This window comes from Salmonella enterica subsp. enterica serovar Typhimurium str. LT2 (genome assembly GCF_000006945.2).
In the GTDB taxonomy this organism is placed as follows: Bacteria; Pseudomonadota; Gammaproteobacteria; order Enterobacterales; family Enterobacteriaceae; genus Salmonella; species Salmonella enterica.
The window spans coordinates 4,482,487-4,501,968 of the sequence record NC_003197.2; the positions used below are offsets into that span (position 1 = coordinate 4,482,487).

Below are 19,482 nucleotides of genomic sequence, written 5' to 3' on the forward strand. Positions count from 1 at the left end.
ATTATGGGAAATAAAAGCATACAAAAGTTTTTTGCCGATCAAAATTCTGTAATTGATTTATCTTCTTTGGGTAATGCCAAAGGCGCAAAAGTTTCTCTTTCCGGGCCAGACATGAACATTACCACGCCGCGTGGTTCAGTGATCATTGTCAATGGCGCTCTTTATTCAAGTATCAAAGGCAATAACCTCGCTGTTAAATTTAAAGATAAGACTATTACCGGCGCTAAAATTCTGGGCAGCGTAGATTTAAAAGATATTCAACTGGAGAGAATTGACAGCTCATTGGTTGATTCTGCTCAGGTAGAAAAGAAAGGTAATGGCAAACGACGAAATAAGAAGGAAGAAGAGGAATTAAAAAAGCAGCTTGACGATGCTGAAAACGCAAAGAAAGAAGCTGATAAGGCGAAGGAAGAAGCAGAGAAAGCTAAGGAGGCTGCAGAAAAAGCGCTCAATGAAGCGTTTGAAGTACAGAACTCGTCAAAGCAAATTGAAGAAATGCTGCAGAACTTTTTGGCTGACAATGTAGCAAAAGACAATCTGGCTCAGCAAAGCGATGCTTCCCAGCAAAATACACAGGCTAAAGCAACGCAGGCTTCTAAACAGAACGATGCTGAAAAAGTTCTTCCTCAACCTATTAATAAAAATACCAGTACTGGCAAAAGTAATAGCAGTAAAAATGAGGAAAATAAGCTCGATGCCGAGTCTGTTAAAGAGCCGCTTAAAGTCACATTAGCGCTTGCGGCCGAGAGTAACAGCGGTAGCAAAGATGATAGTATAACTAATTTTACCAAACCTCAGTTTGTAGGTAGCACTGCTCCCAATGCCACGGTTATTATTAAAATTAATGGTATTGCTGTCGGTCAGGCTGTAGCGGATAGTTTGGGTAACTTCACCTTTACAGCGCCTGAAACATTGACTGATGGAACATATAATCTGGAGGCAGAGGCCAAGACTGCTGATGGGAGCGGTAGCGCCAAACTTGTCATTACTATCGATTCCGTTACCGATAAACCAACATTTGAACTTTCGCCTGAAAGTAGTGTGTCCGGTCATAAGGGCTTAACGCCGACCTTGACGCCTTCAATTGTTGGTACGGCGGAAGAGAATGCTAAGGTTGACATTTATGTAGATAATAAACTGGTTGCCAGCGTTGATGTCGATAAAGATGGAAACTGGAGTTATGAATTTAAGGATAATGAATTATCTGAGGGCGAAAATAGTATAAAAGTCGTTGCTGTAGATAAAGCAGGTAATAAAAACGAAACGACGGATAGTATCATAACCGACACCATTGCTCCAGAAAAGCCGACGATTGAGCTGGATGATAGTAGTGATTCCGGCATTAAAAATGACAACATTACAAATAGCACCCTGCCAACATTTATTGGTGTGGCGGAACCCGGTTCTACAGTCTCTATTTATCTTGGACTTAAACATCTTGGTGAGGTCATTGTTGCTAAAGATGGGACATGGAGCTATACGCTTACTACGCCGCTCAAGGATGGCGAATACAATATAACAGCAACAGCTACTGATATTGCCGGGCATACCTCAGCGACGGCAAATCTGCCTTTTACTATTGATACACGTATCAGCTATTTCAGCGCTGAGATTGAAACGACGAATGATAGCGGTATTGTCGGAGATAACGTTACTAACAATACTCGCCCAACCTTTACAGGTAAAACTGAGCCAAATGCTATTATCAGTGTCATAAATAGTGAGACTGGCGAAGAGGTTATTTTTAAAGCGAATGACAAGGGCGAATGGACGTTCAATTTCACTTCCGACTCAGTGGAAGGGATTAACAATCTTACGTTCACTGTTGAAGATGTCGCTGGCAACAAAAAGGATTTTTCCTTTAGTTACGTTATTGATACTATTGCCCCTGTACCTCCGACGGTTTCTTTGGAGGATTATGTTGTTTTGCCGAATGGTATAATTTTATCAGGGAATGATTTACCGGCTTTAGTCGGTACGGCAGAGCCAAAGTCTACCATCTTATTGATGCGAGATGGTAAATTATATGACAGCATTGAGGTTGACTCAAACGGGACCTGGAATTATCAGTTTAGTAATAAATTTCTTCAGGGCGCCTATGATATTGAAATCATTTCTCAGGATGCCGCCGGCAATAAATCCTCTACTGTTAAATATTCTTTTACTATTCAAACTGAAGTTGTACCTCCAAAAGCGGAACTCGATGCCAGTGATGATTCCGGTGCAAAAGGCGACTGGATTACCAATAAACATAATGCTCTGACATTACTGGGAACAGCGGATAGGTTTGCTACCGTAAATATCCTTATTGACGGTAAAACGATAGGCGTGACGACTGCGGATGCAGACGGTAACTGGAATTTTGATATTTCCAGAAATCTGTCTGACAATGTTTATAAGATTACGGTTGAATCCATCGATCCTTTAGGAAGAACGTCATCTGTAGATTATCAGCTTACCATTGATAGCTTTACGCCGATCCCTACTGTTATGTTGCATGATAGCGCTGACTCTGGCGTTAAAGGCGATATGATTACTAAAATTAATACACCGTTGTTTACCGGGATGGCTGAAGCTAATGCTAAGGTTTCCATCTATGTTGACGGTGTGTTAAGTGGTGAGGCTATTGCTGGCGATGATGGTGTATGGAATTTTCAATTTACCACAGCGTTATCCGATGGCTCGCATGACGTAACGGTAAAGGTAGAAGATATTGCCGGTAATACTGCCTCCTCATCAGCGTATAATTTCCAAATCGTAACGCAAACGCAAAAACCAACAATAGAGTTGGTCAACGATACGGGGGTTGATAATACAGACCATATTATTAATGAAAAGAATCCTGCACTGACAGGAACCGCTGCACCCTATTCAACGGTTAAACTCTATATTGATGGTGCACTGATCGCTGAGGTCAGAACAAATAAAGATGGCAGATGGGAGTATACCCTGAAAGCCGATCAAGGTTTGGTTGATGGCGATCATAGAATAACCGCTTCAGTTGAAGATATCGCTGGCAACATTGCTCATTCGGATCCTTTCTTAATTAGCGTCGATACTGCTATTTCAATACCGATAGTTTCATTGAGCCCGGATTCAGATTCGGGAATTTCAGATGATAATTTAACGAATATCGTTAAACCTACCTTGCACCTAAAAGATATTGATCCGGACATTATCAGTGTTCAGGTATGGGATGCCATGTCTGATACGCAGATCGGTGTTGCCACGCAACAACCTGATGGTTCATGGGCCTATACCTTTACTTCAGATTTAACGGAAGGCTTGCATCAGGTTTATGTCAAGGTTGAGGACATTGCGGGTAATAAAGCGAACAGCGCGATATTCGATTTTACTATCGATACCACAGTATCAACGCCGGTGATTTCCCTGCTTTCTAAGGATGATACGGGGGTTACAGGCGATAACCTGACCAATATCAATAAGCCAGGTTTTGCTATTTCCGGTGTTGATGCCGATGCGCATCGGGTCGTCGTACAGGTGATGCACAATGGCGTGAGCGAAGAGATCGAACTTTCCCACCTCAATGGTAGTTGGTTATTTATACCAGGGAATACGTGGGCGGATGGCAGCTACACGTTAACGGTGAAAGTAGAAGATAAGGCAGGAAATACCAACTACTCAGCGCCGCTGACGGTCGTTATCGATACCCAAATCGCCATTGATGGGGTGGAACTGGTCAACGATAGCGGCGTGAAAGGCGATAATATGACCAACGACGACCGTCCCCACTTTCGTGTGACGGTACCTACGGATGTCAATGAAGTCCGTCTGAGCATTGACGGTGGTAATTCGTGGGTTCAGGCAACTCCGGGCGTGGCAGGAAGCTGGGAGTATATCTGGCCGACAGACCTGGCAGATGGTCAATACACGCTAACGGTGGAAGCGACTGATAAAGCAGGCAATACAGTGACGAAGACCATCGATTTCGCGGTGGATACCACGCTGTCAGTGCCGGTCATCGTACTGGATAGCGCGGACGACACCGGCATCCAGGGCGATAACATGACGAATAGCACCCAGCCGACATTTGCCCTGCAGCATATTGATGATGATGCCGTTCGCGTTACGGTCAGCGTGGAGCATGGCGGCGTCACCACCACATTTGACGCCACGAAAGGCACAGGCGGATGGACCTTTACGCCGCCGACATCATGGGCGGATGGTGATTATACCCTGAGTGTGTCAGTCGAAGATAAAGCGGGGAACACCAGCCATTCTGCATCGCTGACGGTGACGGTGGACACGCAAATCGCCATTAATAACATTGAACTGGTCAATGACAGCGGTATTCCCGACGATAATCTGACTAATAATGTGCGTCCGCACTTCCAGGTGACGGTACCGACGGATGTCAACGTGGTGCGCCTGAGCATTGACGGCGGCAAGACGTGGTTCAACGCTACCCAGAGCGCGACGCCAGGCGTCTGGGATTATATCTGGCCGGATGATGTGGCCGACGGAGGCTATACCCTGACGGTAGAAGCGACCGATGAGGCGGGAAATAAGGCAACACAGACGCTCGATTTCACCATCGATACCACTCTGTCTGTGCCGACCCTCTCGCTGGACAGCGCAGATGACAGCGGCATCGCGGGCGATAATATCACCAATGTTAAAACGCCGGGCTTTACCCTCAACAATATTGATACCGATGTCAGCCGGGTGATAGTGGAGGTAATGCACAATGGCATTAAACAGGAGGTGCCACTGGTTCAGACCGGCGGACAGTGGCGCTTTGCGCCGACCAGCGACTGGGCGGACGGCGACTATATCCTGACGGTGAAGGTAGAAGATAGGGCCGGAAATGTGAAGCAGTCCGCGCCGTTGACGGTGACAGTAGACACGCATATCGCCATTGACCGTATTGAACTGGTTAACGACAGCGGTATCCCCGGCGATAATCTGACCAATGAAGCGCGCCCGCACTTTCAGGTGACAGTACCGGCGGATGTTAACGGTGTAAGACTGAGTATTGATGGCGGCAAAACGTGGTTTGACGCCACGCAGAGCGCGACGTCGGGCGTCTGGGATTACACCTGGCTGACGAATGTGGCTAACGGCCCTCACACCCTGATGGTGGAAGCGTCCGACAAGGCGGGAAACAAAACGACGCAGAAACTGGACTTCACCATCGATACCATTCTGTCAGAACCGACGATTACCCTGGACAGCGCGGATGATAGCGCCGCTGGCGATAACATCACCAACGTTAAGATGCCAGGCTTTACCCTCGGTAATATCGACGCCGACGTGACCAAAGTGGTGGTGACGGTGGCGCATGATGGTAAGAACCAACAGATAGAGTTGATTAAGAACGGCGGTGTGTGGCGCTTTACGCCGGGCGCAGCCTGGACCGATGGCGACTATACGTTGACGGTAAAGGTAGAAGATAAGGCGGGTAATACAAATTATTCTGCGCCGCTGACGGTGACTATCGATACGCAAACGTCTATTGATCGCATTGAGCTTCTTAATGACACGGGTATTGTCGGGGATAACCTGACCAATGAAGCACGTCCACAGTTTCATATTACGGTACCGACGGACGTGAACTCTGTGCAACTGAGTCTTGATGGCGGCATCAACTGGGTTAACGCAACGCTGACGTCTGACGGCGTTTGGGAGTATATATGGCCGACAGATCTGGTCGAAAATACGTATACCCTGACAGTGAAAGCAACCGATGTTGCAGGCAACACGGCGACGGAAACGCTCAATTTTATCATTGATACCACATTGTCGACACCGACCATCACGCTGGATAGCGCAGATGATAGCGGCACCGCCAACGATAATAAGACTAACGTTAAAACGCCGGGTTTTATTATCGGCGGTATTGATTCTGACGTGACTCAGGTCGTCGTGCAGGTGATGCGCGATGGTCACAGCGAGGAGGTGGAGCTGACGCAGACTAACGGGCAGTGGCGTTTTGTACCCGGCAGCGCGTGGACTGATGGCGACTATACGCTGACGGTAACGGTGAAAGATGAGGCGGGTAATATTCGCCACTCAGCGCCGTTGACGGTCACCATCGATACGCAAATCACCATTGACCATATTGAACTGGTCAATGACAGCGGTATTCCCGACGATAATCTGACTAATAATGTGCGTCCGCACTTCCAGGTGACGGTACCGACGGATGTCAACGTGGTGCGCCTGAGCATTGACGGCGGTAAGACGTGGTTCAACGCTACCCAGAGCGCGACGCCGGGCGTCTGGGATTATACCTGGCTGGCTGATGTGGGAGAGGGTAAGCATACCCTGACAGTGGAGGCGACCGACAAGGCGGGAAACAAAACGACGCAGCAACTGGACTTCATCATCGATACCCTACTGTCAGAACCGACTATCGTGCTGGACAGCACGGACGACAGCGGAACAAAAGGCGATCACCTGACCAACGTAAATAAGCCGACGTTTTTACTGGGCAATATTGACGCAGACGCGCGGTATGTCACGGTTGAGGTACAGCATGGCGGCACGAAAGAGGTGCTGACGGCCACCAAAGACGCGACCGGCAACTGGAGCGTGACACCGACCGGCACATGGGCAGATGGCGACTATACGCTGACAGTGAGGGTGGAAGATGAGGCGGGGAACGAAAAACACTCAGCGTCGCTGACGGTCACTGTTGATACCCAAATCACCATTGATGTTATTGAACTGGTTAATGATAACGGTATTCCCGGCGACAATATGACTAACGACGCCCATCCGCAGTTCCGCGTGACGGTACCGGGGGACGTTAACGAAGTCAGTCTGAGCATTGACGGTGGCGTGACCTGGGTTAAGGCGACACAGAGCGCGACGCCGGGCGTCTGGAATTATACCTGGCCGGGCACCGTGCCGGATGGCGACTATACGCTGAATGTGAAAGCGACTGACAATGCGGGTAATACGGTGACGGAGACACTCCACTTCACTATTGATACTACGTTGTCGACGCCGGTGATCGTACTGGATAGCGCGGACGACAGTGGTGTCCATGGCGATAACATGACCAATCACACCCAGCCGACATTTGCCCTGCAGCATATTGATGATGATGCCGTTCGCGTTACGGTCAGCGTAGAGCATGGCGGCGTCACCACCACATTTGACGCCACGAAAGACGCAGGCGGATGGACCTTTACGCCGACAGGGGCGTGGGCGGATGGTGATTATACCCTGAGTGTGTCAGTCGAAGATAAAGCGGGGAACACCAGCCATTCTGCATCGCTGACGGTGACGGTGGACACGCAAATCGCCATTAATAACATTGAACTGGTCAATGACAGCGGTATTCCCGACGATAATCTGACTAATAACGTGCGTCCGCACTTCCAGGTGACGGTACCGACTGATGTCAACGTGGTGCGCCTGAGCATTGACGGCGGCAAGACGTGGTTCAACGCGACCCAGAGCGCGACGCCGGGTGTCTGGGATTATACCTGGCTGGCTGATGTGGGAGAGGGGAAGCATACCCTGACAGTGGAGGCGACCGACAAGGCGGGAAACAAAACGACGCAGCAACTGGACTTCATCATCGATACCCTACTGTCAGAACCGACTATCGTGCTGGACAACACGGACGACAGCGGAACAAAAGGCGATAACCTGACCAACGTAAATAAGCCGACGTTTTTACTGGGCAATATTGACGCAGACGCGCGGTATGTCACGGTTGAGGTGCAACATGGCGGCACGAAAGAAGTGCTGACGGCCACCAAAGGCGCGACCGGCATCTGGAGCGTGACACCGACCGGCACATGGGCAGATGGCGACTATACGCTGACGGTGAGGGTGGAGGATGATGCGGGGAACGTAAAATACTCAGCGCCGCTGACGGTCACGGTTGACACCCAAATCACCATCGATGTTATTGAACTGGTTAATGATAACGGTATTCCCGGCGACAACCTGACCAATGACGTTCGTCCACACTTCCGCGTCACGGTGCCAGGGGATGTCAACGAGGTACGTCTGAGTATCGACGGCGGTAATACGTGGGTTCGTGCAACACAGGGCACGGCAGGGATCTGGGATTACACCTGGCCGAAAGATGTGACCGACGGGCTACATACCCTGACGGTAGAAGCGACCGATAAGGCGGGAAATAAGACGACGCAGACGCTCGATTTTACCATTGATACCCGGCTGTCAACGCCTACCATCGCTATGGATAGCAGGGACGATACAGGTGCCATTGGCGATCATATTACGAGCGTCAAAAGACCGGGCTTTACTATTGGCAATATTGACGCCGATGCGCACTCGGTCATTTTGCGGATCACACAGGGCGGCAATAGCCAGGAAGTGACACTAACCCAGGTTGGAGGACAGTGGCGCTTTACGCCAGATGCTGACTGGGCGGACGGTAGCTATACGCTGACGGTAGAGGTAACGGATAACGCAGGAAACGTTCGTCAGTCCACGCCGCTGGTGGTGACGGTGGACACGCAAACCAGCATTACTGATATTACATTGGTCAATGATCATGGCGTGCCTGATGACAATCTAACTAATAGCACCCGTCCGCAGTTTGAGATCACGGTGCCGGCGGATGTGAATTCTGTGCAACTGAGCATTGATGGGGGCGCAAACTGGGTGAGCGCGACGCAGGGTATCGAAGGCGTCTGGGGCTATACCTGGCCAACGGATATGGGCGATGGAAAACACACCCTAACCGTCATGGTCACCGACAGAGCGGGCAATACGGCGACGCAAACGCTTGAATTTTTCATCGACACCCGGTTGTCGACGCCGACCATTGCGCTGGATAGCACGGATGATACCGGTACGCCTGGCGATGATATGACCAATCGCACCCGACCGACCTTTATTCTGCAGAATATCGATTCGGATGTTATCAACGTTACAGTCAGCGTCACGCATAATGGAACGACAACCTCGTTTACTGCGACACAGGGGGCTGGAGGATGGAGCTTTACACCGCCAGCGCCGTGGGGCGACGGTGATTATACGCTGACGGTGACAGTGGAGGATCGGGCGGGAAATACGCGTCCGTCTACGCCGCTGACGGTGACAGTGGATACGCAAATAGCCATTGATCGTATTGAATTAGTCAACGATAGCGGCGTCCCTGGCGATAATGTGACAAAACATGTGCGTCCGCAGTTCCAGATCTCGGTACCGGATGATGTGGAAAAGGTTCTTCTGAGTATTGACGGCGGCACGACCTGGGTTACTGCAATCAAGAGTTCGACGGCTGGCATTTGGGATTACACCTGGCCGACGGATATGCCAGAGGGACAGCATACCCTGACCGTGGAAGTGACTGACGGTGCGGGTAATAAGATGACGGAGACGCTCAATTTCACTATCGATATCACGTTGTTAACGCCAACCATTGAGCTAGCGCCCGATCAGGATACCGGACAGAATAAGAACGATAATCTGACCAGCGTCACTCAGCCGGTATTTGTGTTGGGGAGTATCGATAAAGATGTTCGACACGTGGAATTGAGTATTGAGCATAACGGCACGTTTAAAACGGTGGTACTCACCGAATCAGCCGACGGCTGGCGCTATCGACCGGATTCTGCTTTGGCGGACGGTAGCTACACATTCACCGTGACGGTAACAGATGTGGCAGGCAACCAGCAAACATCCGCGCCTTTAAAGGTGACGATAGACGGTACGTTGACTACGCCGGTGATTGAACTGGCAGCTGGCGAAGATAGCGGTACTGTTGGCGATCGCCTCACCAATCACGATCGGCCTGTGTTCGACATACATCAGGTTGATTCTGACGTTACGCGCGTGATGGTCAAAGTAACTTACAACGGTAAAACGCACGAGGAAGCGGCGGTATTCACCAATGGTCAATGGCGCTTTACGCCTTCTGCGAGCTGGGCTGATGGCTCATATCAGTTAGCCGTTGTGGTGGAAGATCTGGCGGGGAATGTAAAAGAGTCTGCGCCGTTTGAGGTGCGTATTGATACCACGACAACCATTAACAATATCGTATTGCTTAATGATACCGGCGTGCAGAATGATCAATTAACGAATGTTGCCAAACCGTCATTCAGAATTGACGTTCCCGGTGATGTCGTCCAGGTACGTGTAACCCTGGATGGTGGCGCTAACTGGAATGTGATACGCAAAAATGCCGACGGACAGTGGATTTTTGACAGCCCGAATACTCTGGTTGACGGCACATATACCCTTCGCGTAGAGGCCACGGATGAGGCAGGTAATATTGCGAATAAAGATTTAGTATTTAATATCGATACTAATATACAGGTTCCTACTATTGCTTTAGACGCAGGACAAGATACCGGAGCGAATACCGCCGATAATATTACTAATATTTCACGACCCACCTTTACGATTGGTAATGTTGACCCCGATGTTATCAAAGTCGTGGTGACGATTGATGGTCATGATTATAACGCGACTAAGGTTGGGGCTGGTTGGCAATTTACACCAGGCAATGCCATTCCGGATGGTTCTTATAATATTACCGTTACGGTTGAAGATAAGGCCGGAAATACCGCGACATCGAAACCATTACCTGTTGTGATAGATACGACGGCTGAAATTGAAAGCGTCACGTTGGTTACAGATAGCGGTGATAGCGATGTAGATAACATTACCAAAGTCGACAAGCCGCAGTTTAGTATTGTTACCGCTGATGATATTACCCATGTGCGCGTTAAAATCGATAACGCCGCTAATTGGATTGAACTCACAAAAGGAGGGGATGGCCGCTGGATATTTAATGTCGGTTCGGCATTACCTGATGGGCAACACACTCTCTTGGTTGATGTGACTGATATCGCCGGCAACGTTGCGCAAGAAACGCTGCAGTTTACGATTGATACGACTCTGCGAGAGCCGACAATTGTACTCGATCCCACCCATGATACTGGTGATGATACTAATGATAATCTTACCAGGATTAACAAACCGGTGTTTATTATCGGTAATGTCGATAATGATGTATCACACATTGTGGTTCATATTGATGGTCGGGATTACACCATTGAAAACACAGGGGGGAATTTAACCTTTACGCCGGATCAACCGCTGTCTGACGGTCAGCATACGATCTCTGTTACCGTAACGGATATTGCTGGTAATACCAAAACATCGGCCGAACTGCGGATTGAAATCGACACGCAGGTTCAGATTGACAGTGTTACGTTAACAACAGATAGCGGCGTCAACGATCACGATAATGTCACCAATGCTACCCGTCCCTCTTTTGAAATTGCAACGCCTGATGATGTGACATCGGTGCTGGTTTCTTTCGATGGCGTAAACTGGACGCCCATCAGTAAAAATGCGGCCGGGCAGTGGGAATTTACTGCAGGTAGCGCATTGCCTGATGGTCATTATACTCTCCATGTCCAGGCGACGGATCGGGCAGGGAATACGGCAAATTCCACGCTGGGCTTCACCGTGGATACGCAGATTGACGGCCTGAGCGTCGTGATGCTGGACGACGCCGGAAAGGATTCTACGGATGGTATTACGAATATTACCTCTCCACGTTTTGAAATTTCAGCCAGAGAACCGCTGCAGAGCGTGACGGTAATTTTAAACGGGAAATCCAGCACACTGACTCAGGGGGCAGGTAATAAATGGCTGTTTACCCCTGATACACCGTTAGTGGATGGAACTTACAAAATAGAAATAGTGGCTGAAGATATCGCAGGTAATAAAATTAGCAAAGAGGTATCATTCACAATAGACACTATTGTTTCTGATCCCAGTATTGATTTGCTGGATGCGGATGATACTGGCGAAAGCGCTGTTGATAATATTACGAGTGTCACTACACCACGTTTCGTTATTGGCAATGTACCCGCCGATATTGATACTGTTGTAATCAGAATTAACGGCGTTTCTTATCCGGTTACGGCAAATGGCAATAACCTCTGGGAATTTCAGGTTCCCGTTGCGTTAAACGATGGCGTATATGAAGCCGTTGTTGTCTTCAGAGATATTGCCGGAAATACTTCTGAAACTAAGCTGCCCTTTACCATTGATACCACGACAAGCGTCAGTGTCAGAATGGAGCCAGCGTCTGATACCGGAAATTCCAATAGCGATAACCTTACGAATAAGCAAAATCCCAAATTCGAAGGTACTGCAGAGCCCAATGCGAAACTGGTGATTACCATTGTTGACGATAAGTCAGGTCGGGAGGTTTTAAAACAAACGATTACGGTTGGCGCTGATGGCAACTGGAGTGTGACGCCGAATATACTGCCGGATGGCATGTATACCATCAACGTCGTCGCAACAGATGTCGCGGGAAATACTGCGCAAACGCAGGAAAGATTCACTATCGATACGGTTACGATCGATCCCACCATTCGCCTTTCGGATCCATCTATTGATGATCAGCATGAAGCAACCAGCCTGCGTCCTGAGTTCAAAGGGTTTGCCGAAGCGTTCTCGACGATTATGATTCAGTGGGATGGGAAAGTGGTCGGCTCGGCAAACGCCAATGCGAATGGCGAATGGAGTTGGACGCCGCCATCAGTATTAGCGCCAGGCTCCTATGTTGTGAGCATTGTTGCCAAAGATAAAGCGGGTAATGAATCGTCGCAGGTCGACTTTCCTGTCGTAATACCTGTTATTGATGTCACGCCTCCAACCATAAAGCTCAGCGAGGAGAGCGATAGTGGCGCCTTAGGAGACTTTACCACGAATAATAAAACGCCGACCCTGATTGGGAGCACGTTACCTAATACGATTGTGAGTATTTATGTGGATGGCGTGAAGGTCGGCGAGGCGACAGCGGATACAGCGGGTCGATATACTTTCCAGTTATCGGAAATGAAAGATGGCCATTATGTCGTCCAGGTGGGTATCGTCAACCCTCGCGATAATAGCGAACTGCGTTCTACCGCCGTTGATGTCACTATCGATACCGAGGTTGCTGAACTGGTATGGAATATATCTGGAATGCATGAGGGCGGATATATCAATACGGTGACGCCGGAGATTGGCGGCACCAGTGAGCCAAACAGCAAAATCACTATCTTTGTGAATGGCGTTGAAAAAGCGATTGCTTATACGACAGGCGCAGGACACTGGGGCGTAGTATTACCCGCTTTGGGTAATGACGGTAATTATGAATTAACGTTTAAAGTTGAAGACGTTGCCGGTAATATCAGAGAGTTTGGTCCGCAGAATGTAATACTGGATACAGTAATTTCGCCGTTAACCGTGGTATTACGCGAAGCTGATGACAGTGGCAAAGTTGGCGACTGGATCACCAATAAATCTCATGTCACCATCGATGGTACTGCCGAAGCCGGAAGTACTTTAACCATCAGGAATCCGCAGGGAGTGGTTATTGCTACCCTGGTGGTAGGCAATGATGGTCGATGGAGCGCAGAATTAGATCTGCGTGAAGGTAGTAATGCCTTTGTCGTGGTATCGGAAGATAAAGCGGGCAACAGTCAACAAAAAGAGATTCTGATAGAACATGATACGCAGATTGAAATCAGCGATATTTCATTAAGTCGGGATACTAATAGCGGTGATAAATATGATCTGATTACCAATAATAAGTCTCCGGTACTGGTTGCCATGACCGATCCCGGCGCGACGGTACAGGTTTATATTAATGGTGTGTTACAAGGCACAGTAGAGGCGAGTTCGTCAGGTAATATTAGCTATACCATGCCGGCAAATAGCGCCGACGGCGAGTATCAGGTGCAATTTGTTGCTACGGATACTGCTGGTAACCGGGTTGAGTCTGCGATTACAACCGTGACAATCGATTCTCAAATTGCTGTCTTTGATATTGATGAAGATTCATTACCGGCCCTCTCTAATAACCGAGCGTTGTCAGTCTCAGGTGTCGGGGAGGCTGGTTCTCAGGTCAGCATCTTTGTCGATGGTAAATTAGTCAACGTTGTTATGGTTGAGGCTGATGGCACATGGCGCGCGCCGATACTGCTGCAAGATGATGGTACGTTTAATATTCATTTCAGCATTACTGACGTTGCTGGCAACACTGAAGTGAGCAAGGATTATAGCGTGGATGTCGATTCATCAACCGACTTCCCAACGCTCAACCTTGAAGATGCAAGCAACTCTGGTTCACTTGACGATCTGATTACTAATCACAACAAGCCTGTATTAGTTGGCACCGCAGAAGCGGGAGCCACAATCCATATTTATGTGGATGAAAAGATCGTGGCAAATGTTCTTGTGCTTGAAGATGGAACCTGGTCCTATCAGTTTGATAATGCGTTAAAAGATGGTGAATATTCTATCCGTGTGGTTGCCGAAGACCCGGCAGGTAATACGGCAGAATCGCCTCGCTTACTCGTCACGATAGATACCAGTACGTTTATCGATAATCCTGCTATGGTGGCAGGTTCTGATAATGGTATTTTCAGTAATGATAGTATAACGAGTCAGACCCGGCCTACGTTTAGTATTTTTGGAGAAATGAACCAGAGTGTTCAGATTTTCATTGATGGAGTGCTAGTCGATACGATCACGGTGACCGACAGAAATCAAGTTTATCGACCTGAGTCACCGTTGGGCGATGGTTCCCATAGCATTTATTATGTTATCACCGATAAAGCAGGCAACACGGCTACCTCGAAAACGCTAAACTTTACTATCGATACCTTTAATACGACGCCTGTCGCCATTGATTCTATCGGTGGACAAACGTTAGCAGAGATGACCGGTAGTGATGGCAAAATATATATAACGGACACGACGCGTAACTTATTGTTTAGTGGCAGTGCCGAGCCCAATAGCAAAATAGAAATCATCATTAATGGCTTAAATGTGGGGGAAGTTTGGGTTAATGAAAAAGGCCACTGGCAGATGCCGGTGAACCCGCTTTATTTCACAGAAGGCCAACTGGATATCACTGTTAAATCTACGGACCGTGCTGGTAACGTAAATCAGGAAAAGTATTCCATTTGGGTTGATACGCATATCAAGGTATTTACCAGCGAGCTTGATGACAATAAATCATCATCGAAAACGGAATGGTGGAGTAATAGCGATCTCATTACCATGCGAGGCACGGGTGAAATTGGCGCTACGGTATCATTAATCGTGGCTGGCGTCACGCTGGCAACTGCTGTTGTGGCGGCAACAGGACGATGGGAATTATCAACAGACAAGCTTCCAGAAGGGACTTACGATATTAGTTTGGTCATTGAAGATAGCGCCGGAAATCGTTGGGAAGATGTGCGTGAAATATTTATTGACCGAACGCCGCCAAATGCTCCGGTCGTAACGTATTCAGATATTGTCAACGATCTAATTATTATGCAGGGGACGGCGGAAGCCAAATCTCAGCTAATAATAACCGATAGTGAGGGGAATACTTATACGTTAACCGTTCCTGATAATGGTAAATGGAGTATGGCTATCCCGTATCCATCAGAAGGGAAGTTTACCATTACGAGTGTGGATGCTATTGGTAACCGGAGTGATGATGTCCCTCTCGATATCATGAAAGAGGTTCCCGTTATTTCATTATCTCCAGACTCAGACAGTGGTACGGTGGGCGATAATATTACGCGAGATAAGCAACCTACCTTTATTATCGGGAATCTGGAAAGCGATGTTGTGGTCGTTCAGGTCGATATCAATGGGACCGTATATAATGCTGAAAAAAATGCCGATGGCGTTTGGTTCTTTACGCCAGGTACACCGTTAGCTGATGGTTCCTATACGATATCGGTAATCGCAAGCGATGCCGCGGGTAATCAGAAAAACTCGTTACCCATTACTGTCACGATCGACAGCACGCTGACGGTGCCGGAGATTGCGTTGGCAGCAGGTGAAGACAATGGCGCTTCAGACAGCGATAACGTGACGAATCACACCCAGCCTAAGTTCACGCTGCAGCATATTGATGCTGATGTGACCGGGGTGACCGTAAACGTGACGCATAATGGCGTGACAGACATCTATCAGGCGACGCAAGGCGCGGATGGCTGGACCTTCACGCCGCCAGCCGCCTGGAATGACGGTAACTACACGCTGAGCGTGACGGTGGTGGATCGCGCGGGGAATTCACAGCAATCTGCTTCGCTAGCGGTGACGGTTGACTCAACGGTGACGGTAACAGCGGATAGCCAGCATGACGATGCGAGCGATGACGCCACGGCAACAGCGGTTACTCCACCGGAGTCTGAAACAGTGAATGCCGAAAGCGCTACGCATCTTCGTACAGAGCCGTCTGCGGCGGAAGAAAGCGTGGTGAAGGTGACAGCCTATAGTATTACATTGTTAAACGCTGACTCTGGGGATGAAATAGATCGTTCAATTAGTCAGACACCTTCTTTTGAAATATCAGTACCTGAGAATATTGTTAATGTCAGTATTATGTTTGAAGGAGAAGAGTTTACTCTGCCGATAACTAACCAGAAAGCAATATTCGAAGTTCCGCTATCTTTGGAAGATGGTGAATATACTATGGACGTGAAATTCATTGATAAAGACAATGATTTCCTGATTAAGGAGAAAACATTCTCAGTCGATCACTCCTCGGCGGATATTGTGAACGCAATGAATGTAAGAGGAAAGACCGAGGATGATATTAATGATTCCCCTTCCACGAGTTCTGTAGGGCACAACAATAACGGCGCTATTGATGTTTTCGCCGTTAATGAAGTTACGCTACCTGTAGATAATCAAGAAGAACACGCATAATAACGGAGGCCCCTCACCTTTGGGTGAGGGGGTTTACTTATGGATAAAAAACTAGAACCTTATTATTTAAGTGCGGAAACGGCATTATCTATAGTGTCTAAAAAATTCAACATAAAAATTGACATCAAAGAGGATGATATAAATTTAAGATTTAAAAAGTACGACAGAAATAACACTGACGACTCTATACAAATGAAGAATTTCTTTTTGTCGTTAGGGCTTTCTCTACAGGATATATTATTTAATAATGGTGAGGATTTACTAAATGAGCCTATGCCGATTTTACTATTAACACCAGAAATGAAGTGGATGGTGTGTGTGAGTGGCGGGCAAAAAATAAAGTTGGTAAACGCGCGCGGTGAACTCTGTTATGTTGAAATTGAAGATGAATATTTAAAAGAGTTATCTGCATTTAGTATACTACCTTTAAATAAAGTTGTTGATAGTATAAGAGTAAAAAATATCATAAAAAACTCTTTATCGATGAACAAGATTTTTTATACTAAATACTTTTTTTCATCTCTTTTTATGGCAATTTTTGCGTTAACTATCCCAGTATTTAGTAATCTGTTCTATGATAAGCTTGTTCCAAGCGCTTCGGTTTCATCTTTATTTGGCGTGGCTATAATTGTTGCTGTATTTATTGTTTTTGAGTTTATCCTTCGTACTTCGAAAGATATTTATCAGTCTATCACAGCAAGGCAGGATGACGTCGATATTGATATCGCATTTCTTGAAGCGGTACTTTATAGTAAAAAGAAAAATGGCAGATCCATGTCATCAGCATTTGTGCTATGGAATGAGTTTCAGAAAATTAAACCCGTTTTATTAAACTCGATCTTTCAACGTATAGCCGATATTCCAATATTTATTATATTTCTCATTGTTATATATGTAAATTTAGGTCTGGTTGTTATTGTACCTATTACCATGTTTATCGTCTCTATTATTATTTCCCTCGTTAACCACCATTATACTAATGAGTTAATGAACAAACAAAAAGAAGGACAGAAGAACAGGAATATTTTTATCTCAGAAGTTTTCTTATCTATTAAAATGATCCATACCTTAAATAATCAAGGTTTACTTTTTGATTGGGTTAATACATCAAATGAACAGTCGTATCTTAACCTGAAGATAAGGAAATTAAATCTTATCTATCAATCTATATTGGGGAGTATGTCATCTATTACCCAAATAACTATTATGGTAATAGCCTTTTTTATGGTAATCAAGGGTGATGTTACTACTGGCGCAATTGTTTCATCTGTCATTGTCTCTGGCCGTATTTCCGGGATCATTTCGAATTTTTCTTCTACATTAATCTCTATTTTATCAGCAGAAAAAACCGGTAAGGATCTGCTTTCTTTTTTTGATGAAGATCAGGCAGAAAAAACACCGGCATTACAGTCAATATCAAAGTGCAATGGCGATATCTCTATCCGGGGCGTGAGTTATCAGTATGATGCTCAATCTCCGATGATTATTAACCGACTGTCTATAGACATACCTGCGGGGCAACGTGTCGCGGTGGTAGGCGAATGCGGAGCAGGAAAAAGCTCATTACTGGGAATGCTATCTGGCTACCTTTCGCCAACAGACGGTGCCATTTTATATGATGGATATAACTTAGGACATTTATCGCAGAACTTTTTTTCTCAGCATTTAAGCGTGGTGACGACACATGATGTTTTATTCACCGGAACCATTGAAAGTAATTTCGCGTTAAAACCGCAAAACGACAGGGGCCGGGTACTCAAGGCGCTTCAGCTGGCGAACTGTGGTTTTATCTTGCAACATCCTATGGGGCTGAAGTTTCCGGTGAATTTTATGGCTAAAAACCTGTCATCCGGACAGCAGCAGCAGTTATTATTAGCACGTAGTCTGAGTAGTGACGCCAGCGTCTTTTTATGGGATGAACCAACATCAAATCTGGATGAGAATACCGAGAAGCAAATTTTTGATAACTTAGATGAGTTTATTCATGGGAAAACGTTGATCATGGTGACGCATCGTCGATATCTGATAAAGTATTTTGACCGGGTCCTGGTAATGAAAGGTGGAAAAATAATCCGTGATTGTTCTCCGGATAAATTATTAATGTAAAATAAGCAGCGCTTGTCGCTGTTATCAGGTGGTACTGCTTAATAAAAAAGACCCGTTGCACAAACGGGTCTTTTTTGTCATTTAACGAGTCGGCAACGTCTTCAATAAGTTTAGCTCGATTCTGTTAGGGCTATTCCACTTGCCATTTTTGGATAACCACACCTGGCGGCCCTCATCAACGGCAATGCGAGGGACGTGATGGTGCGCAAGGCTACCCCTGGCGCGCGATTCCGCGTTGAGATAACCGGTGGGCGGCTTCAGCGGCAGCGATAGCGTATCAGGTCAGCACCATCGGCCATTCTGGCGGGGTCTGGCTCATCGTTTCGACCATTACGGCTTCAATGTTATGCCAGATCGCAGCGAGATCCATCATGGTAATACCGAGTAAACCGGTGGCAAACCAGCAGGCGGATACCACGCCCAGACCGCTACTGATCACCGCCAGACCAATATAATCTGATTTACGGAAACGGATATTGAGCGTGCTGGCTAAAAACATGAGCACGGCGCTCAGCAGTTGCCAGCGGAGAAGAACGACACCAGTGGTTATGGCAGCCATGAAACATTTCCTCTGAATAGACCTTTGTCCAGGACAGCACGGCGTTGTTCCCGGGAAACGTGGGACATTCTGGCTATCAACGGACATCACATCAACATCGAATGAAACATTGTTTCTATTTCATTGTTTTTGTG

3 protein-coding genes and 2 other annotated features are annotated in these 19,482 nt (G+C 47.2%); of the genes, 2 read left to right on the plus strand and 1 reads right to left on the minus strand.

Annotated features, from left to right (window positions below; all coding sequences use genetic code 11):
- Positions 1 to 3 precede the first annotated feature (3 nt).
- Positions 4 to 16,683, plus strand: coding sequence for a putative inner membrane protein (locus STM4261; protein NP_463126.1), 16,680 nt, complete (start codon positions 4 to 6; stop codon positions 16,681 to 16,683).
- 32 nt (positions 16,684 to 16,715) lie between these two features.
- Positions 16,716 to 16,721 (plus strand) — a ribosome-binding site (putative RBS for STM4262; RegulonDB:STMS1H004162).
- The gene (locus tag STM4262) for a putative ABC-type bacteriocin/lantibiotic exporter (protein NP_463127.1) occupies positions 16,716 to 18,789 on the plus strand. Within the gene, positions 16,723 to 18,789 belong to an annotated coding region; the region does not span the whole gene. (Overlaps the previous feature by 6 nt.)
- Before the next feature lie 277 nt (positions 18,790 to 19,066).
- Here the strand turns inward: STM4262 and yjcB are convergent.
- The gene (gene yjcB, locus STM4263) for a putative inner membrane protein (RefSeq protein NP_463128.1) occupies positions 19,067 to 19,361 on the minus strand. Within the gene, positions 19,067 to 19,348 belong to an annotated coding region; the region does not span the whole gene.
- Positions 19,356 to 19,361, minus strand: a ribosome-binding site (putative RBS for yjcB; RegulonDB:STMS1H004163). It overlaps the preceding gene by 6 nt.
- Positions 19,362 to 19,482: the final 121 nt, after the last annotated feature.